This window comes from Mesorhizobium sp. M0698, assembly GCF_040320455.1.
Classification (GTDB): Bacteria; Pseudomonadota; Alphaproteobacteria; order Rhizobiales; family Rhizobiaceae; genus Mesorhizobium.
In genome coordinates, this window is the sequence record NZ_JAMYPQ010000009.1 from 153514 (window position 1) to 169723 (window position 16210).

General features: G+C 62.5%; 21 protein-coding genes. 11 read left to right on the plus strand and 10 right to left on the minus strand.

The features are described from left to right. Window positions 1–101: 101 nt before the first annotated feature. The 6 genes from NKI16_RS19550 to NKI16_RS19575 form a co-directional block, all read right to left on the minus strand. Window positions 102–1307, minus strand: coding sequence for an aminotransferase class V-fold PLP-dependent enzyme (locus NKI16_RS19550; RefSeq protein WP_352782407.1), 1206 nt, complete (start codon window positions 1305–1307; stop codon window positions 102–104). Window positions 1308–1330: 23 nt separating this feature from the next. Further along, complete coding sequence (locus tag NKI16_RS19555; protein ID WP_352574784.1) at window positions 1331–1792, minus strand: RidA family protein; 462 nt, start codon at window positions 1790–1792, stop codon at window positions 1331–1333. Window positions 1793–1826: 34 nt separating this feature from the next. After that, window positions 1827–2621: an amino acid ABC transporter ATP-binding protein gene (locus NKI16_RS19560; protein WP_023678475.1), complete on the minus strand. Its 795-nt coding sequence runs from the start codon at window positions 2619–2621 to the stop codon at window positions 1827–1829. A gap of 4 nt (window positions 2622–2625) precedes the next feature. Further along, entirely contained in the window at window positions 2626–3276 is a 651-nt protein-coding gene (locus tag NKI16_RS19565) for an amino acid ABC transporter permease (RefSeq protein WP_023678476.1), read from the minus strand. 1 nt (window position 3277) lies between these two features. Further along, a complete protein-coding gene (locus NKI16_RS19570; RefSeq protein WP_023678477.1) occupies window positions 3278–3943 on the minus strand; it encodes an amino acid ABC transporter permease in 666 nt (221 codons plus the stop codon). Window positions 3944–4009: 66 nt separating this feature from the next. Further along, window positions 4010–4891: a transporter substrate-binding protein gene (locus NKI16_RS19575; RefSeq protein ID WP_031212143.1), complete on the minus strand. Its 882-nt coding sequence runs from the start codon at window positions 4889–4891 to the stop codon at window positions 4010–4012. 128 nt (window positions 4892–5019) lie between these two features. Here NKI16_RS19575 and NKI16_RS19580 point away from each other — a divergent pair, with 128 nt between their 5' ends. Then, window positions 5020–5823 (plus strand): IclR family transcriptional regulator, encoded by an 804-nt coding sequence (locus NKI16_RS19580; RefSeq protein WP_352589863.1) that lies wholly within the window; start codon window positions 5020–5022, stop codon window positions 5821–5823. Between the two features lie 34 nt (window positions 5824–5857). On the opposite strand, the gene NKI16_RS19585 is transcribed toward NKI16_RS19580, so the two are convergent. After that, window positions 5858–6061, minus strand: coding sequence for a YdcH family protein (locus tag NKI16_RS19585; protein ID WP_023678480.1), 204 nt, complete (start codon window positions 6059–6061; stop codon window positions 5858–5860). A 239-nt stretch (window positions 6062–6300) separates the two neighbouring features. Between NKI16_RS19585 and NKI16_RS19590 the strand changes: the two genes are divergently transcribed. From NKI16_RS19590 to NKI16_RS19620, 7 genes are all read left to right on the plus strand, one after another. Then, on the plus strand, window positions 6301–6480 hold the full coding sequence (locus tag NKI16_RS19590; protein WP_023678481.1) for a YdcH family protein: 180 nt from the start codon (window positions 6301–6303) through the stop codon (window positions 6478–6480). 200 nt (window positions 6481–6680) lie between these two features. Next, on the plus strand, window positions 6681–7934 hold the full coding sequence (gene ispG, locus NKI16_RS19595) for a flavodoxin-dependent (E)-4-hydroxy-3-methylbut-2-enyl-diphosphate synthase (protein ID WP_352782410.1): 1254 nt from the start codon (window positions 6681–6683) through the stop codon (window positions 7932–7934). A gap of 4 nt (window positions 7935–7938) precedes the next feature. Beyond that, window positions 7939–8793 carry a lytic transglycosylase domain-containing protein gene (locus NKI16_RS19600; RefSeq protein WP_352634161.1) on the plus strand — a complete coding sequence of 285 codons (855 nt, stop codon included), beginning with the start codon at window positions 7939–7941 and terminating at the stop codon, window positions 8791–8793. Window positions 8794–8953: 160 nt separating this feature from the next. Continuing rightward, on the plus strand, window positions 8954–10150 hold the full coding sequence (locus tag NKI16_RS19605) for a phosphoglycerate kinase (protein WP_352634159.1): 1197 nt from the start codon (window positions 8954–8956) through the stop codon (window positions 10148–10150). A gap of 140 nt (window positions 10151–10290) precedes the next feature. Beyond that, a complete protein-coding gene (locus NKI16_RS19610) occupies window positions 10291–11316 on the plus strand; it encodes a class I fructose-bisphosphate aldolase (protein ID WP_352782411.1) in 1026 nt (341 codons plus the stop codon). A gap of 150 nt (window positions 11317–11466) precedes the next feature. Beyond that, window positions 11467–12207 (plus strand): DUF899 domain-containing protein, encoded by a 741-nt coding sequence (locus NKI16_RS19615; protein WP_023678486.1) that lies wholly within the window; start codon window positions 11467–11469, stop codon window positions 12205–12207. A gap of 82 nt (window positions 12208–12289) precedes the next feature. Then, the gene (locus tag NKI16_RS19620) at window positions 12290–13021 is read left to right on the plus strand and encodes an SGNH/GDSL hydrolase family protein (RefSeq protein ID WP_023678487.1); all 732 of its coding nucleotides are present in this window, start codon (window positions 12290–12292) and stop codon (window positions 13019–13021) included. 13 nt (window positions 13022–13034) lie between these two features. Here the strand turns inward: NKI16_RS19620 and NKI16_RS19625 are convergent, their stop codons facing one another. Further along, window positions 13035–13196, minus strand: a complete 162-nt coding sequence (locus tag NKI16_RS19625) for a hypothetical protein (RefSeq protein ID WP_352454847.1) — start codon at window positions 13194–13196, stop codon at window positions 13035–13037. A gap of 202 nt (window positions 13197–13398) precedes the next feature. Between NKI16_RS19625 and NKI16_RS19630 the strand changes: the two genes are divergently transcribed. From NKI16_RS19630 to NKI16_RS19640, 3 genes are all read left to right on the plus strand, one after another. Next, window positions 13399–13566 (plus strand): hypothetical protein, encoded by a 168-nt coding sequence (locus NKI16_RS19630; RefSeq protein ID WP_023678489.1) that lies wholly within the window; start codon window positions 13399–13401, stop codon window positions 13564–13566. Between the two features lie 141 nt (window positions 13567–13707). Beyond that, entirely contained in the window at window positions 13708–14115 is a 408-nt protein-coding gene (locus NKI16_RS19635; RefSeq protein WP_023678490.1) for a hypothetical protein, read from the plus strand. An 18-nt stretch (window positions 14116–14133) separates the two neighbouring features. Further along, entirely contained in the window at window positions 14134–14853 is a 720-nt protein-coding gene (locus NKI16_RS19640; RefSeq protein WP_023678491.1) for a helix-turn-helix transcriptional regulator, read from the plus strand. Between the two features lie 60 nt (window positions 14854–14913). Here the strand turns inward: NKI16_RS19640 and NKI16_RS19645 are convergent, their stop codons facing one another. Both NKI16_RS19645 and NKI16_RS19650 read right to left on the minus strand, forming a co-directional pair. Next, window positions 14914–15609 (minus strand): DUF1013 domain-containing protein, encoded by a 696-nt coding sequence (locus NKI16_RS19645; RefSeq protein ID WP_292655650.1) that lies wholly within the window; start codon window positions 15607–15609, stop codon window positions 14914–14916. Between the two features lie 354 nt (window positions 15610–15963). After that, window positions 15964–16104, minus strand: a complete 141-nt coding sequence (locus NKI16_RS19650) for a DUF1127 domain-containing protein (protein ID WP_352621537.1) — start codon at window positions 16102–16104, stop codon at window positions 15964–15966. Window positions 16105–16210: the final 106 nt, after the last annotated feature.

The window sequence follows — 16210 nt, forward strand, 5'->3', positions numbered from 1 at the left end:
CCGCCCGAAGGCTAAAAGTTCATTCACACTGCCGTGATGGCGCACTGGCCGATGCGAAGCCGGCGCTGGAAGGCACTGGCTCGACCACGCTCTGGCGATGTCTAGTCCGGCCAGCGCAGCGCTCCGGCGGATTGCTTTCGAGCGGGTTTCATCGCATCCGCGGGCCGATCGGCAGCACTCAACACCGCCCGCAGGCGTTCGGCAACGATGTCCGCCTCGCCGGGATGGAGATTGCACGGATCAAGGAAGAAGTGACCGCGCTCGACCTCGTGGTTGCGCACGATCACGGGCGGCGAACCCGCCGCAAGCGCCGAGGCGAGGCCGGCGGCGGTGAAGCGGCTTTCCGGCGCAACAAACACCTGCAGGCGGTCGAGAGGATTTCCGGTCGGATCTGGAATGACACGTGCCTCGATGCCAGGCAGGCCCTGCAATGCGGTTTGCCACAGATGCAGTGCGGCGTCTTCCCGCTGGCGAATGCCGGCATGGTCGCGCCGCTCCCAGGCTTCCAGGGCCGCCATAGTGCCGGCAATGCTCTCCTTGCCGACCTTCATGGCGCGCGCAACGCCCCGGTTCTGAAGATAGGCGGCCCGTACCAGATCCTTGCGGCCGGCAACGATGCCGCTTGTCGGCCCTGAGAGAAATTTGTGCCCGCTGTAGACAACAATGTCGGCGCCGCGCGCCAGAAAGCCACGCAAATCGTATTCCGAGGCGGCGTCGACGATCACCGGCACGCCCTTGGCGTGGCAAATCTCGCAGAACTCCTCAAGCGAGAGCATGCCGTATTGCACGGTGTGGTGCGCAACGACGTAGAGGGCTGCCGCCGTCCGGTCCCGGATCGCCTCGGCAACATGATAATCCTGGGTGACGCTGACCGTGCCGGCAGGCACTGCCTTGGCTCCGGCAAGCCGGATCGACTGGTCGATCGGCGCGCCATAATTGACGATGTGACCAAGCTGAACGATGACCTCCGATTTGAGGCCCTCGGTGTCGTCCGGCAGCCGCTCGATCGCAAGAAGGCTGGTCCCGGTCATCGCGCCGGCAATCGCCATTGTTATGCCGCTGGCGCAGCATGCGGTGATGAAGCCGGCCTCGCCGCCGGTAAGGCGTGCAATCACCCTACTTGCGGCGCGCTGCAGATCGTCCATCTCGACCCATTGCGAGGCCATTTCCGACATTGCGGCAATCGCTTCTGGCACGATGATCGAAGCACCGAGTGCCGTCATCGTGCCGGAGACATTGATGATTGGGCGAAGGCCAAGCCGTTCGCGGATTGTCGTGTTGGAACGGTCAGCGGCATAGGTCGTCATCTCTGTAGATCCTGTTTAAGATTTCAGGCGGCGATCTCGACGACGGCCTCGATTTCAACTGTGATGTTGCCCGGCAGCGAGCCGACACCGATCGCGGAACGGGCATGTCCGCCAAGCGTATCAAAGACGGCCGCGAAAAGATCGGAACAGCCGTTCACCACCTTGGGGTGCTCGCCGAATGTCGGCGTCGCATTGACAAAGCCAAGCAGCTTGACGACGCGCACGATGCGGCCGAGGTCGCCGGCCGCCGCATGCATGACGGCGAGCAGGTTCAGGCCGGTCAGACGCGCATGCCCGTAAGCCTCTTCAACGCTGACATCCTCTCCGACCTTGCCGGTGCAGAGCGCGCCATCGGCGCGCAACGGCCCCTGGCCGGAGAGGAAGATCAGCCGTCCGCTCTCGGCATAGGTGACGAAGTTGGCGATGGGCTTCGGCGGCTCGGGCAGTGTCAGGCCCAATTCCGCGAGCCGGATGTAAGGCGTCATAAAAGCTCCTTGCGACAGCTTTCGCCGTCCGATGTCAAAAATGCGAGGCGCGAAACCGCGCCAGGAAACTGCGAAGGCGTTCATTGTCGAACCCCGCCGCCAGAATCTCGGCGGGTGGTCCGACGGCACTGACGCCGCCATCCGCCATGAAAACGATGCGGCTCGATGCGTCGCGCGCAAAAGCCATTTCATGCGTGACCATCAGCATCGTCATGCCGTCTTCGGCGAGGCTGCGCACGACCTCGAGCACCTCGCCAACCAGTTCGGGGTCGAGCGCCGAGGTTATCTCGTCGAGAAGCAATATCTTCGGCTCCATCGCCACGGCGCGGGCGATGCCGACGCGCTGCTGCTGGCCGCCGGAAAGCTCGGCCGGCAGACTGTCGGCTTTGTGGGCGAGGCCTACGCGGCCGAGCCAGTGCTCGGCAATGGTGCGGGCCTCGGCATTGCTCTTGCCGCGCACCTTGCGCAGGCCAAGCATGATGTTGCCGGCCGCAGTCAAATGCGGAAACAGATTGAAGCTCTGGAACACCATTCCGGTCTCGGCTCGCATCGCCGCCAGGTCGCGCTCGCTGCGTCGCTGGCGTGTTCCCGTCTCGCGATAGCCGACTTCTTTGCCGTCGATACGGATCGAGCCGCTGTCGTAGCTCTCCAGGAAATTGACGCAGCGCAGTAGCGTGGTCTTGCCGCTGCCGGAGGGGCCGATGATAGTCACGACCTCGCCGCGTGTCACTTGCAGGCTGACGGAGCGCAGGACCTCGACGGATCCAAAGGCTTTGGAAACCTCGGTGACATCGAGAAGTGCCGGATTCTGGTGCGAGGCGTTGGACATCGTGCTATTCCCGGATGAAGGAGAAACGCCGCTCCAGGCGCCGGCTGGCCAAGGAGAGGGCGTAGTTGACGGCGAAGTAGACGAGCGCACCGAGAATGTAGAGTGGCATCGCCTCATAGGTGCGGCCGATGACCTGGTTGATTGCCTGCATGAGGTCGGTGATGCCGAGCAGCGAGACCAGCGCGCTGCCCTTCACCGCGTCGGTGACGCCATTGATCCAGGGTGGCAGGAAGCGCCTGAACGCCTGCGGAAAAATGACGTAGACCAGCCGCTGGCGAAAGGTCAGTCCGATCGCCATCGCCGCCTCGGACTGACCCTTGGGAATCGAGCCGACGGCGCCCCTGAGATACTCGACGACTTGTGCGGTCTTGAAGAGGGTGAGGGCGAACACGGCCGCCCAAAAGGATTCCAGATGCAGCCCCACCGCGGGCAGGCCGTAATAGACGAAGAAGATTAGCACCAGGATCGGAATGCCGCGTATGGTGTCGCTGAAGATGCGCACTGCCCAGCGCAGCGGAAAAGGACCATAGACAAGGCCGACGCCCATCAGCACGCCGGCGATGAGCGATAACACCACGACCAGCAGCGACACCCACAAGGTTACGGCAAAGCCTTCGGCGAGGAACGGCAAGGCGTAGATGATCTGGCTCAGCATGTCAGCGCGCCGCCTTGAACCGGCGCTCGACGAGCCGCAGCGCGAAAAGCAGCGTGTAGCCGGTCAACAGGTACATTGCCGTCACCACCAGATAGACTTCGACAATGCGGAACGTGTTGAAGTTGATCCACTGGGCGCCATAGGTGAGTTCGGGTACCGAGATGACCGACGCCACGGACGTATCCTTGAAGAGCGATATGAATGTGTTGGAAAGCGCCGGCAGGGTTATGCGCAGCATCGTCGGCAGGCGCACATCGAGCAGCCTTTGCCATGGCGTCAGGCCGATTGCCTTGCCGGCGTCGAGCTGACCGCGCGGCACCGCCTCGAGCCCCGAGCGAAACACCTCGACCAGGTAGGCGCCGCTGTAGAGCGACAGCGTGGCAATGAATGAGGTTTGCGCGCTGTAGGCAATGTCGACCACCGTCGGCAAGCCGTAGAAGACCAGATAGACGAGCAGGATCAGCGGCACGTTGCGGATGAACTCGACATACCCCGCGATGATGGTCCGCACCGCACGTCCGGCCGACACGTACCAGACCGCCAGAACGAGCCCGATGACGATGCCGATCGCGATCGAGATGACGGCAAGTTCGAGGCTTAGCAGCAGTCCGCCCCAGAGCTTGTCGAAATGCCGCCAGATAAGGTTGAAGTTGAGAGTATAACCCATGCGTCCTCGTCATGGAGGGCTGTGATGAGAGAAGGCGGAAGGACGTTGTCCTTCCGCCTGCTTGCATCAAATGACCGGGAAACCGGGATGGCGCGCCGGCGGCTCCTGTCCGAAATAATCCTTGAACGCAGCGTCGTAGAGTGCCGTTTCATGGCCGAACATGGCGATGGTGAAGGTCTGGTTGACGAAGGTCAGCCAGTCGAGGTCGCCCTGCCGCAGCGCGGCACCATAAAGCATCGAGAACCAGCTCTTGCCGGCATCGAAGTACTTATCCGGATTGCGCGAGGCGAGCCAGCGCACCGTTGACAGATCGACCGCGGCGGCGTCGACGCGCTTCGATTCCAAGGCCTGCAGCACGTTGGCCTGCGTGTCTATCTGCATCACCTGCGACTCCGGCAGGACGATATGCACGTTAGCCTCGGCATCGACATTTTGCAGGATGGAAATCCGCGTCGCCGAACCGCCGGCAAGCAGCTTGTCGAAGGTCTTGTTTTCGGCGTTCGGAAGGGTCAGCAAGGCGATGCCTTCGACGTAGTAGGGTCGGGAGAAGTGGATCAGCTGCGAGCGCTGGGCGGTCATGGTCATGAACTGGATGGTGATGTCGACCTTGTTGGTGGTCACGTTTGGAATGCGCTGAGCCGGATCCTGCATGACGAATTCCACTTTGGTCGGATCGTCGAAAAGCCCCTTGGCGAGAATGCGACCCATGGTGATGTCCATGCCCACCAGTTCGCCGGCGTCGTTCTCGAAATGCCAGGGCGCATTGGTACTGCCGGTGCCGACGATTACCTTGCCGCGCTCGAGGACGGTGCGCAGCAGGCTGTCCGGCGCTGCCTGGGCCGCCGCTTTCTGAACGTCGACCGCGGTAGCGGCGCTCATCACTCCGGCCGTTGCAAGCCCGGCCATTCCCAGTTTCAGAAATTCACGCCTTTTGGATGTGTCGTTCACGGCGACCTCCTTTCGTGTTGTGTTCCCCTTTGGATCAGCAGTACAGGCATCGGTTGCAACTGACGTCATTGTCCCTTACAAGAGACGCCTGTACTCTGTACAAGACAGATTAACATCAGGAATCGATAATGCAAGATGGCAATGCCTTGGCCGCTCGACCGGACGCCGGTCTGGACGAAGACAAGAACTCGGGTTCTCGGGAGAAGGGCCTCAACCGGGTCCTCCAGATTCTGGAGTTTCTCCACACGACCCAGCGTGCGATCGGCATTGGCGACCTTGCCAGAGGGGTGAATGCACCGCGGTCGACGACCTATACGCTGGTGCGCTCGCTGGTCGACGCAGGCCTGCTGGAAATGGCCGGGGACGGCAATCGGGTCTATTTCGGAAAGAAGCTCTACCTCTACGGAATGGACTATGTGCGGGGCAACGACCTGCTCAGGCGAGGGCGCCAGGAAGTCGACCATCTGTCACGCGAGACCGGCGAGACCTCGGAGTTGTGCATGCTGCAAAGCGGCCGCTACACCATCGTCCATTCAAGCCCGGGAACGAGGCCATTCCGGATCAGCTCGGCGACCGGTCTGCAAATACCGCTCCCCTGGACAGCTTCCGGGCGACTGCTCCTCGCCGGCTTCGACAGGGCAGCGATTGAGGATATGGTCTCCGAGGACGATCTCGTGCTGCCGGACGGCCGCAGATTGCAGCTCGACGATTTCATAGACGACATCGCCGTCGCCAAGTCGGCCGGCTACTGCGTCACCTCCGGCCTTGTCGATGCCTACACGAAATGTCTGGCCGCACCGGTCTTTTCAGCGCCGGGCAGGGTCGAGGCGACGATGTGCCTGGTGGTTCCCATCGATACCTCGACCGAAAAGACCGATGACCTGATAGAGCTGTTGCTCGAGCGCGCCGCGCGGCTTTCGATCGCGGCATAGGCCGCCTTTCCAGCAGGCCAGCGCCGGCGTCCGTTCAAGCGATAATGTCTGGAATGATCTTGTCTTCCAGCGCCATCAGCCTGTCCTTAAGGAAGAGCTTCTTTTTCTTCATGCGCTGGATCTGCAGCGGGTCGCAATTCATCGCGATCATCGCATTGATGGCGGCGTCGAAATCGGCGTGTTCCTGCTTCAGCCGGGAATATTCGAGGCGGATATCTGCCTGTTCCTGATCGGACATTTTTACCGTCTGCACGTCTGCGGCGCCCAAACTATGGGCCTGATTGGGCGGGACCGGGTCTTCTTGCACCGGCGCGCAGCCCATATCACATTTCATATTGGCGTGGAATGCTACCACGCAGCATTCGACATCGGTGCGCGATGGTGGCACACTGTCATTCTGCCGTCACAGAAGCGAGCCTGCGGTGGACGTGCCATGACGGCTGCAATCCGAGGAAACCATGAAAGGGAGAACCAATCATGTCTCTTGCATCCCATCTTGATGAGCTGCAGCGGAAACACGGCGACATCGAACGCGAAATCGATGATGCGATGACCCATCCATCGGTAGACGACCTCGAAATCGTGAATCTCAAGCGGCGCAAGCTGGCGCTCAAGGACGAGATTGAAAAACTGAAGGCGAAACCGACGACCCACTGAAGCCCTTCCAGGACTAGAAGCGCCGCCCGGCGCGCGATCTTTCCGGTGGCATCGCTATGCTGCCGGAAACCGCTATGGATTCGCGGCAAGCTGCCGTCTTGTTATTTCCGATTTGCTAGGCCTGCGCGCCAGTCGCCATTGACAAGCCATCTTTGCTCCTCCACCTCATGCCCGGACCTTCAAGATTAAAGGCAGCCGGCATGACCGGATATTTTTCCTCACCCTTCCCGCGCCGCAGGTCGGTCGGTGTCGACGTCGGCGGCGTGATGGTCGGCGGCGGCGCCCCAGTCGTCGTCCAGTCGATGACCAACACCGACACGGCCGATGTCGACCAGACGGTCGCGCAAGTGGCGGCGCTGCATCGCGCCGGCTCCGAGATCGTGCGCATAACCGTCGATCGCGACGAAAGCGCTGCCGCCGTACCGGCCATCCGGGAGCGGCTGGAACGGCTCGGCATCGACGTGCCGCTGGTCGGCGATTTCCATTATATCGGCCACAAGCTCCTGGCCGACCACCCGGCCTGTGCCGAGGCACTGGCCAAATACCGTATCAATCCCGGCAATGTCGGTTTCAAGGACAAGAAAGACCGGCAGTTCGCGGCGATCGTCGAGATGGCGATCAAATACGACAAACCGGTGCGCATCGGCGTCAACTGGGGTTCGCTTGACCAGGAGCTGCTGACCCGGCTGATGGATGACAACCAGGCCCAAGGCTTTCCGCTGACCGCGCAGGAAGTGACGCGCGAGGCAATCGTGCAGTCGGCGATCCTGTCGGCCGAAATGGCCGAAGAGATCGGCCTTGCGCGCGAGAAAATCATCCTGTCGGCCAAGGTCAGCGGCGTGCAGGATCTGATCGCCGTCTACACCGAGCTTGCCACCCGATCCGACCATGCGCTGCACCTCGGCCTGACGGAGGCCGGCATGGGCTCGAAAGGCATCGTCGCCTCGTCCGCTGCCATGGGCATCCTGCTCCAGCAAGGCATCGGCGACACCATCCGCATCTCGCTGACGCCGGAGCCGAACGGCGACCGCACACGCGAAGTGCAGGTGTCGCAAGAACTGCTGCAAACCATGGGCTTCCGGCAGTTCGTGCCGATCGTCGCCGCCTGCCCGGGCTGCGGCCGCACGACCTCGACCGTGTTCCAGGAGCTTGCCCAGAATATCCAGGCCGACCTGCGCAAGAACATGCCGGTGTGGCGTGAACAATATCCCGGCGTCGAGAACCTCAAAGTCGCGGTGATGGGTTGCATCGTCAACGGTCCGGGCGAATCCAAACATGCCGATATCGGCATTTCGCTGCCCGGCACCGGCGAGATGCCGACCGCCCCGGTGTTCGTCGACGGCAAGAAGGCGGCGACCCTGCGCGGCCCATCGATTGCCGCGGATTTCGAGAAGATGGTCGCCGACTATATCGAACGGCGGTTCGGGCAACACGGCAAAGCCGCGGCGGAGTAGTTCGATGCGGCGTTTGCTGGGCGCGGCGCTGGTTGTCATTTGCGGGCTGATCTGGGCGACAGCCGTTCAGGCCGATCCACCACGGCCCGCCAAAAAGAAGCTGATCGACCAGGTTTGCAACCTGATCGAGACGCATGCCGACCAGAACGGCCTGCCCCGGGATTTCTTTGCCCGGCTGATCTGGAAGGAAAGCCGTTTCGATCCCAATGCGGTCAGCCCCGTCGGCGCTGAGGGTATCGCCCAATTCATGCCGGGCACCGCCAGGATGCGCGGGCTCGCCAATTCCTTCGACATCGAACAGGCGATCCCGGCCTCGGCAAAATACCTCGCCGAAATGAAATCCGGTTTCGGCAATCTCGGCCTCGCCGCCGCAGCCTACAATGCCGGCGAGAGCCGGGTGACGCGCTGGCTGAATTCCGGCGGCTTCTTGCCGATGGAGACCGAAAGCTACGTTCTGGACGTCATGGGCGAGCCGGCCGACAACTTCACCAATACCGCCTACGCCGGCGTCATCCGGCCGCTCGACAAGAAGGCGAGTTTCGCTGCCGCTTGCCGCGAGCTGCCGGTGATCATGTCCAGAACCGTGCCGATGTCGTCGATCAACATCAAGCCGTGGGGGGTGCAGGTGGCCGGGAATTTCCGTCGCGCCGCGGCGCTCAACCAGTGGAGCAACGTGAAGCGCCGGTTTCCAGCCTTGCTCAGCGGTCGCGATCCGGTGGTCAGCCGGGTGCGCACACCGATCGGCAGGCGCGGCATCTATGCGGTGCGGATCGGCGCCGACACCAAAGCCAAGGCCGACGATATTTGCCAGAAACTGCACAGCGTGGGCGGCGCATGCATCGTGGTGCGCAATCGGTAAGCCATATGTCGGTGCGTTTCGCGCCATTGCTGCCATCTTGCTCCCCGTGGGCACTTCGTCCTCGACACGTGAATCATATTTTCGGCGAACCGTTAGCCAGGTCTTGCATCGTCGTCGATGCGGGGTAAGGTCCCCGCGATTTTTCGCGAAAGGGATCAGCATGGCCGGCTTCAAGACACTGGACGACATCGGCAATATCAGCGGCAAGCGTGTGCTGGTCCGTGTCGACCTCAACGTTCCCGTCACCGAGGGCAAGGTCACCGACGCCACCCGCATCGAGCGCATTGCGCCGACCATCGCCGAGCTCTCCGGCAAGGGCGCCAAGGTCATCCTGCTTGCCCATTTCGGCCGCCCCAAGGATGGACCGGCGGCGGAATTCTCGCTCGAGCCGATCGCCAAGGCGACGGCGGACGTGCTCGGCCGTCCGGTTGGCTTTGCCTCCGACTGCATCGGTGACAAGGCGGCAAATGCCGTTGCTGCCATGAATAACGGCGACGTGCTGCTGCTCGAGAACACCCGCTTCTACAAAGCTGAGGAGAAGAACGACCCGACCTTCACCGAAAAGCTCGCCGCCAACGGCGACATTTTCGTCAACGACGCCTTCTCCGCTGCGCACCGCGCCCATTCGTCCACGGAAGGCCTGGCGAATGTGCTGCCGGCGTTCGCCGGGCGCACCATGCAGGCCGAGCTCGATGCGCTGGAAAAGGGTCTCGGCAATCCTGTCCGTCCGGTTGTCGCCATCGTCGGCGGGGCCAAGGTCTCGACCAAGATCGACCTGTTGATGAACCTGGTGAAGAAGGTCGACGCGCTGGTCATCGGCGGCGGCATGGCCAATACGTTTCTAGCGGCGCGCGGCACCGACGTCGGGAAATCCTTGTGCGAGCATGATCTCGCGACCACCGCCAAGCAGATCATGATCGAGGCAGCCGAGGCCGGCTGCGCCATCATCCTGCCCGCCGACGGCGTTGTCGCCAGGGAGTTCAGGGCCGGCGCCGCCAACGAGACCGTCGCCATAGCAGACGTGCCGGCCGACGGCATGATCCTCGATGTCGGCGCGAAAACCGTGAAAACCATTGCCGAATGGATCGACCGCGCCGCGACGTTGGTCTGGAACGGGCCGCTCGGCGCCTTCGAGATCGAGCCGTTCGACCATGCAACGGTGGCGACGGCCAGGCACGCGGCAGCGCGCACCAGGGCCGGCAGACTGGTCTCGGTCGCCGGCGGCGGCGATACGGTGGCGGCGCTCAATCATGCCGGCGTCAGCGATGATTTCACCTATGTCTCGACGGCCGGCGGCGCTTTCCTCGAATGGATGGAAGGCAAGCCGTTGCCCGGCGTCGACGTCTTGAAGCGCTGAGATCGGCCGCAAGAGCAGCGCGAAGGAGTGCGCCCGCGACTTTCAATCGATTCGCGCTTACCCGGCGAAATGGTTCGACTTGAACCTGCGTTGCTCTGGTGGTCTGCTGGGCGCGGATCAATTCTTTCAGGAGAAGCACGATGAGCGAACGTCTCGAGGACATTGCCGCCGCGATGGTGGCCAATGGCAAGGGCCTGCTGGCTGCCGACGAGAGCTCCGGCACCATCAAGAAGCGCTTCGACGTCATCGGCGTCGAGTCGACCGCCGACAGCCGCCGCGACTATCGCGAGATGATGTTCCGCGCCAGCGATGCAATGACCAAGTACATTTCCGGCGTCATCCTCTACGACGAGACCATTCACCAGAAGGCCGCCGACGGCACACGGCTGGTCGACATCATCAAGGCATCAGGCGCTATCCCCGGTATCAAGGTCGATGCCGGCGCCAAGCCGCTGGCCGGCTTTCCCGGCGACACCATCACCGAAGGCCTGGACGGCCTGCGCGAACGCCTTGCCGACTATTACAAGCTCGGCGCCCGCTTCGCCAAATGGCGCGCGGTGATCGACATCGATGTTGCCAAGGGCGTGCCTTCCGCCACGTCGATCGGCTCGAATGCCCATGCGCTCGCCCGTTACGCCGCGCTTTGCCAGGAGGCCGGCATCGTGCCGATCGTCGAGCCGGAGGTGCTGATGGACGGCGCCCACGACATCGACACCTGCTACGAGATCAGCAAGGCGACGCTGACAAAGTTGTACACCGAGCTCTATGCGGCCCGCGTCGTCCTCGAAGGCACCATCCTGAAACCGAACATGGTCCTTGCCGGCAAGAAATCGGGCAAGGTCAGCAGCCCCGAGGAAGTCGCCGAAAAGACCATAAAACTGTTCCGCGAGACGGTGCCGGCGGCGATTGGAGGCATCGCCTTCCTTTCGGGCGGACAATCGGACGAGCAGGCGACCGCCAACCTCAATGCCATCAACGCCATCGGCCCGCATCCGTGGAAGCTGACCTTCTCCTACGGCCGCGCCTTGCAGGCCGCTCCGCAGAAGGCCTGGGGCGGCAAGGCAGCGAACGTCGCCGCCGCGCAGGCCGCCTTCGCCCATCGCGCCCACATGAACCATCTGGCAGCGCTTGGACAATGGCAGCCGACGCTTGAGCAAGCCGCCTGACGGAATTCAGGTTGCGTTCCCTCCGACCCGGGCCATGTGCCCGGGTTCGTTTGAAAGCAGCAAGGTCTGCAATTTCCTGCTACTGAAAATGCAGCTCTGTGTCGGTATTCCTCGCTGCCGAACGTCCTCCGTGAAAAGAGGAGCAGACCGATGCCAAACAACAAGACCGTTTCGCAGGAAGAGTGGTTTCAGGCGCACAAGGCGCATCTGGCGCGCGAAAAGGAATTGACGCGCTTTCGCGACCGCGTCGCCGCCGAACGCCGCGAACTGCCGTGGCTGAAGATCCGCAAGGACTATGTCTTCGAGACCGAGCAAGGGCCAAAGAAACTGCCCGACCTGTTCGGCGGCAACAGCCAGCTGATCGTCTACCATTTCATGTTCGGGCCGGGCGCCGATTATCGTTGCGAGGGCTGCTCGTTCCTTGCCGACCACATTGACGGTGCCAACCAGCATCTCAGGCACCACGACGTCTCGCTCGTGGTGGTGGCGCGGGCGCCGCTGGCCGAGCTTCTGCCCTACAAGCAGCGCATGGGCTGGAAATTCGACTGGGTGTCGTCGTACGCTTCGGACTTCAACTTCGACATGCAGGTGTCATTCACCGACAAGCAGATCGCGGCCGGCGACACGACCTACAATTTCGAGCGGCGCGCGCGGCAATCGAAGGATCTTCCCGGCACCAGCGTGTTCTATCGCGACGAGAAAGGCGACATCTTCCTGACTTTTATCTCGCGCTCCAGAGGCGGCGATCCGCTGATCGGCGCCTATCACTATCTCGACCTGACGCCGAAGGGTCGCAACGAAACCGGTCCCCACCATAGCCTGGTGGACTGGGTGCGGCTGCACGACGAATATGCGGATACGCCCGAAATGCAGGACAGCTGCTGCCATTGACGACAGGCGGTCACCCAAGGTCTTTCGTCTTCGGCCCGACATGCGCTAAGTGCTGTTCGCTATGCCCTAAAAGGGACTTGCCATGCGGCGCTTTCCGACCCTTCTCACCTGGCTCGCCTTTCCGGTCTATGTCTGGCAAGGACTTGGCGTGCGTCGCCGCACCGCCCGCATGCTGCCGGCACAAGGTCCGGTCATGCACGAGATATCTGGCCTGGCGCCAGCAATCTCGGTTCTGGTGCTTGGCGATTCCTCCGCCGCCTCGGTAGGCATCGGCAATTCCGAAAACGGATTGGCCGCGCAACTGGCAGTTCTGATTGCGCAACGCACCGGCCGCACCGTGCGCTGGCGGGCGGCCGGCTTCAACTCGGCAACCTCTGGCCAGATCCGCGATCATGTGCTGCCCAATCTATCGGCCGATCCGTGGACGCATATCGTGCTGGCCATCGGTACCAACGACACCAAGAATTTTCATTCGGTACCGCGCTTCAAGCGCGAGTTTGGCGGCCTGCTCTACGCGCTGCGCGCCAAATGGCCGGAAGCGCGCGTCGTGTGGTCGCCGGTGCTGGAGTTCACCCGGGCTCCGGCAATGCCGCCGCTGCTCGGCAAGATCCTCGAAATCCGCGCCGTCGAAATGAACCGGATGGGCGAGCGCCTTTGCCTCGAACGCGGCGCCATACCGGCGCCCCGGCTGCCGATCACGGATGCCGATGCCGGCTTCGCATCGGATGGATTTCACGCTTCGGAAGCCGGCTACCGAGCCTGGGCGGAACATCTGGTCAGCCTGGTGCTCGCCAACGAACCGGGCGTCGCGTAGCGGGCCGCCCGCACTACGTCCAGTGCCCGAGCACCGCCGTAATCGAAATCGCCGCCATCGCCAGCAGCGCCAGCTTCCAGAAATCGCTGCGCCGCTTCAGCCCGGGCCAGCCGAGCGGCTTGATGAGCTGGATGACCATCATGAGGATGATGACGAGCGCGAGAAGTTTCGACATGCAGCCTTTGATCAGCATCGCGGCTGGCTGTCAAAGCGGCTCCGGGATCGCCGGCTTCCACTGCGGCAAGCCTCTTTTCAGCACTGCCTTGTCACTTCGATGGATAAATCGGAACGCCGGTCATGAGAGCCGCACCCTCCTGACAGACTGCTGTCAGCAGGGGTGTGCGATAGTGCCTGCATCGAAAGAGAGGAGACCAGCCATGAACGGTATTACCATTCTGCGTAGCGTGCAGCACTATGTCGGCAAGATCCGGACGATCCGCAATGAGATCCGCACCCAGCGATTCATGAACACCCTGCCGGCGGACATCCGCAAGGATATTGGTTGGCCGGACATGTATGGCGACCGCCGCAATGGCGGCAATTGAGGCAAGCTTTCTGCGTGGCGTTTGGATGCGACCTGGCGACGAGCTGAAATGGGCATGCTGAAGCCTCCTGACAGTATGGTGTCAGGAGGCTCGTGCCATAGTGCGATGGCCGCCGGAGCCGGATGGCCGAGAGGACGATCGATGAAAAGCTGGAACGACAGGCTGAACACGCCTGGCATCAACGGCATAAGACCGTCGCCACGCACCATCGGCGACGTCGTCGAAGGCCAGCCGATGCTGGTTCCTACAGCTCGCCAGGTCCATGCATTCATCCGCTCCATCCCCGAAGGCATGGACATGAATATCCGCGCTTTGCGCACCGCTCTCGCCATCGAGCACGATGCCGAGATGACATGTCCGGTCACCATCGGCTATCATCTGCGCACCGTCGCCGAGGCCGCCAACGAGGATCTTGAGCGTGGTATGGCGCTGGGCGACGTTGCGCCGTTCTGGCGGGTGGTCGACGCAAACACGCCGACAACGAGGAAATTGTCCTTCGGCGCGGCCTTCGTCGCCGCGCAGCGCAAGCGCGAAGGGCTGGAACGATAGACGCCGAGGGACCATACGATGCGCCGCGCCGACAGGCTCTTCCAGATCGTGCAGCATCTGCGTGGTGGTCGTCTGGTCACCGCTCAGAAGCTGGGCACGTGGCTCGAGGTTTCCGAGCGGACGATCTATCGCGACATCGCAGACCTGCAGTCGACCGGCGTGCCGATCGACGGCGAGGCCGGTGTCGGGTACATGATGAGGGAGGGTTTCGACCTTCCGCCGCTGATGTTCACGCGTGACGAGATCGTCGCGCTGGTCGCCGGCGCCCGCATGGTGCGCGCGTTTGGTGGCGCGGCCATGGCGCGAGCCGCCGACGAGGCGCTGGTCAAGATAGGCGCCGTGTTGCCCGACGCCGAAAAGGACCGCATCGCCCGTACCGAGATCCACACGCCGATGTGGGTGGTAAGCGATGCCGCCCGCGAAGCCATCGACCTGATCGAGCGGTCCATCGAGAAACGTCAGGTGCTGACCATCGACTATTCGGATGAGGCCGGCCGCAGCACCGCGCGCGACATCCGCCCGCTCGGCCTGTGGTTCTGGGGCAAGGTGTGGACCTTGGTCGCCTGGTGTGAGATGCGCGGCGATTTCCGCGCCTTCCGCATCGACCGCATCGCCTCGGTGGTCATCGCCGGCCGCACCTTCAAGCCGGAGCGCGGCAAGCAGCTCGCCGATTTCTATCGCGCGGTGGAGCGCAGCGAGGATTACGGCATGGCGCCGGACCGGGCAGCGCGAAGCTGACACGGAAGATCACAAAAAAAAGCCCGCTTGTAAGCGGGCTTTTTGTTTTGGATGCCAGACCTATTCCTCTTCGTCGGCGTCCTTGTCCTTCGACTTCAGCGCCGAAAGCTTGGCGAAGACGGCGTTGGCGTCAAGTTCGCGGTCCTCGTCCTTCGGCTTTTCGGGCGCCGGCACCAGCCGTTCGGTCAAGGCGGCCGGCAGCAGCGTATCGCCGACCGGCTGCGCCTGCTCGCGGCCGCGCGAGGCGCGGTTGATTTCCATATCGAGGTCGATCTGCGACGTCAGGCCGAGCGTCACCGGATCCATCGGCTGGAGATTCGCGGAGTTCCAGTGCTTTCTGTCGCGGATCTGGTCGATCGTCGACTTCGTTGTGCCGACAAGGCGGGCAATCTGCGCATCCTTGAGCTCGGGATGGTTGCGCACCAGCCAGAGGATGGCGTTGGGCCGGTCCTGGCGCTTCGACAGCGGCGTGTAGCGCGGACCCTTGCGTTTGGATTCCGGCACCCGCACCTTGGGATCGGAGAGCTTCAGCCGGTGGTTCGGGTCCTTCTCTGCGCGCGCGATCTCGTCGCGAGTGAGCTGGCCGGTCATGATCGGGTCCATGCCCTTGATACCTTGCGCCGACTCGCCGTCGGCGATCGCCTTGACCTCAAGCGGATGCAGTCCGCAGAACTGCGCGATCTGCTCGAAGGAAAGCGCTGTGTTGTCAACCAGCCAGACGGCGGTCGCCTTTGGCATCAGCAGCGTATTGGCCATTACAAAAATCCTTCTCGTTCGCCCGCGTTCCCGCGCGGGCGGTGGTTTAGAGCCACCAAAATGGGAAAATCGCGGTCTATATAACCGCTCGCTCGCCGTTTCGCAATGTTTTTGGCAGGCGCGCGTCAAGGACGGCACGGCAGCGCGACCAGCAGACCGCGAAGGGTCGGCAGATGACGCCATGCAGTCGAAAGCTTCAAAAAGACAAAGCCCGCCAGACCAAGGTCGGGCGGGCTCGGAACCGGCGACGGAAATCCGTCTGCTGCGGCTCTGGCTTCTAAAGCTTGATCCCGAACCGCGGCTCGGCGTTGCCGAAAAGCAGCGCCCGGTCTTCGAGCGGGATCGTGCTCGAGATCAAAGCCCTTTGCGGGCGACTCTCTCGATGTCGCCGCGGTTGATGCCGAGGTCGTTGAGCTGACGAGCATTCAGCCGGTTCAGTTCGCGCACGGTTTCGTTGTACATGCGCCAGTTACGGAAAGCGCGGATCGGGTTCATGATAGTCCTCCATCGTTTTGATGCCGCGTAAATAGGCATCGGCGATGAAAAATTGAACAGACGCTTTTGCATGGCCGCAATGCGTTTGTTGCATTGCACCATTAAG

What these genes read in the sequence shown, in the direction of transcription:
- NKI16_RS19630 (WP_023678489.1), top strand. Translation starts at nt 13,399, where the DNA reads ATGAACGGTATTACCATTCTGCGTAGCGTGCAGCACTATGTCGGCAAG.
- NKI16_RS19645 (WP_292655650.1), bottom strand. Translation starts at nt 15,609, where the DNA reads ATGGCCAATACGCTGCTGATGCCAAAGGCGACCGCCGTCTGGCTGGTT.
- NKI16_RS19565 (WP_023678476.1), bottom strand. Translation starts at nt 3,276, where the DNA reads ATGCTGAGCCAGATCATCTACGCCTTGCCGTTCCTCGCCGAAGGCTTT.
- NKI16_RS19640 (WP_023678491.1), top strand. Translation starts at nt 14,134, where the DNA reads ATGCGCCGCGCCGACAGGCTCTTCCAGATCGTGCAGCATCTGCGTGGT.
- NKI16_RS19620 (WP_023678487.1), top strand. Translation starts at nt 12,290, where the DNA reads ATGCGGCGCTTTCCGACCCTTCTCACCTGGCTCGCCTTTCCGGTCTAT.
- NKI16_RS19550 (WP_352782407.1), bottom strand. Translation starts at nt 1,307, where the DNA reads ATGACGACCTATGCCGCTGACCGTTCCAACACGACAATCCGCGAACGG.
- NKI16_RS19650 (WP_352621537.1), bottom strand. Translation starts at nt 16,104, where the DNA reads ATGAACCCGATCCGCGCTTTCCGTAACTGGCGCATGTACAACGAAACC.
- NKI16_RS19570 (WP_023678477.1), bottom strand. Translation starts at nt 3,943, where the DNA reads ATGGGTTATACTCTCAACTTCAACCTTATCTGGCGGCATTTCGACAAG.
- NKI16_RS19585 (WP_023678480.1), bottom strand. Translation starts at nt 6,061, where the DNA reads ATGTCCGATCAGGAACAGGCAGATATCCGCCTCGAATATTCCCGGCTG.
- ispG (WP_352782410.1), top strand. Translation starts at nt 6,681, where the DNA reads ATGACCGGATATTTTTCCTCACCCTTCCCGCGCCGCAGGTCGGTCGGT.
- NKI16_RS19580 (WP_352589863.1), top strand. Translation starts at nt 5,020, where the DNA reads ATGCAAGATGGCAATGCCTTGGCCGCTCGACCGGACGCCGGTCTGGAC.
- NKI16_RS19590 (WP_023678481.1), top strand. Translation starts at nt 6,301, where the DNA reads ATGTCTCTTGCATCCCATCTTGATGAGCTGCAGCGGAAACACGGCGAC.
- NKI16_RS19635 (WP_023678490.1), top strand. Translation starts at nt 13,708, where the DNA reads ATGAAAAGCTGGAACGACAGGCTGAACACGCCTGGCATCAACGGCATA.
- NKI16_RS19625 (WP_352454847.1), bottom strand. Translation starts at nt 13,196, where the DNA reads ATGTCGAAACTTCTCGCGCTCGTCATCATCCTCATGATGGTCATCCAG.
- NKI16_RS19615 (WP_023678486.1), top strand. Translation starts at nt 11,467, where the DNA reads ATGCCAAACAACAAGACCGTTTCGCAGGAAGAGTGGTTTCAGGCGCAC.
- NKI16_RS19560 (WP_023678475.1), bottom strand. Translation starts at nt 2,621, where the DNA reads ATGTCCAACGCCTCGCACCAGAATCCGGCACTTCTCGATGTCACCGAG.
- NKI16_RS19555 (WP_352574784.1), bottom strand. Translation starts at nt 1,792, where the DNA reads ATGACGCCTTACATCCGGCTCGCGGAATTGGGCCTGACACTGCCCGAG.
- NKI16_RS19600 (WP_352634161.1), top strand. Translation starts at nt 7,939, where the DNA reads ATGCGGCGTTTGCTGGGCGCGGCGCTGGTTGTCATTTGCGGGCTGATC.
- NKI16_RS19605 (WP_352634159.1), top strand. Translation starts at nt 8,954, where the DNA reads ATGGCCGGCTTCAAGACACTGGACGACATCGGCAATATCAGCGGCAAG.
- NKI16_RS19610 (WP_352782411.1), top strand. Translation starts at nt 10,291, where the DNA reads ATGAGCGAACGTCTCGAGGACATTGCCGCCGCGATGGTGGCCAATGGC.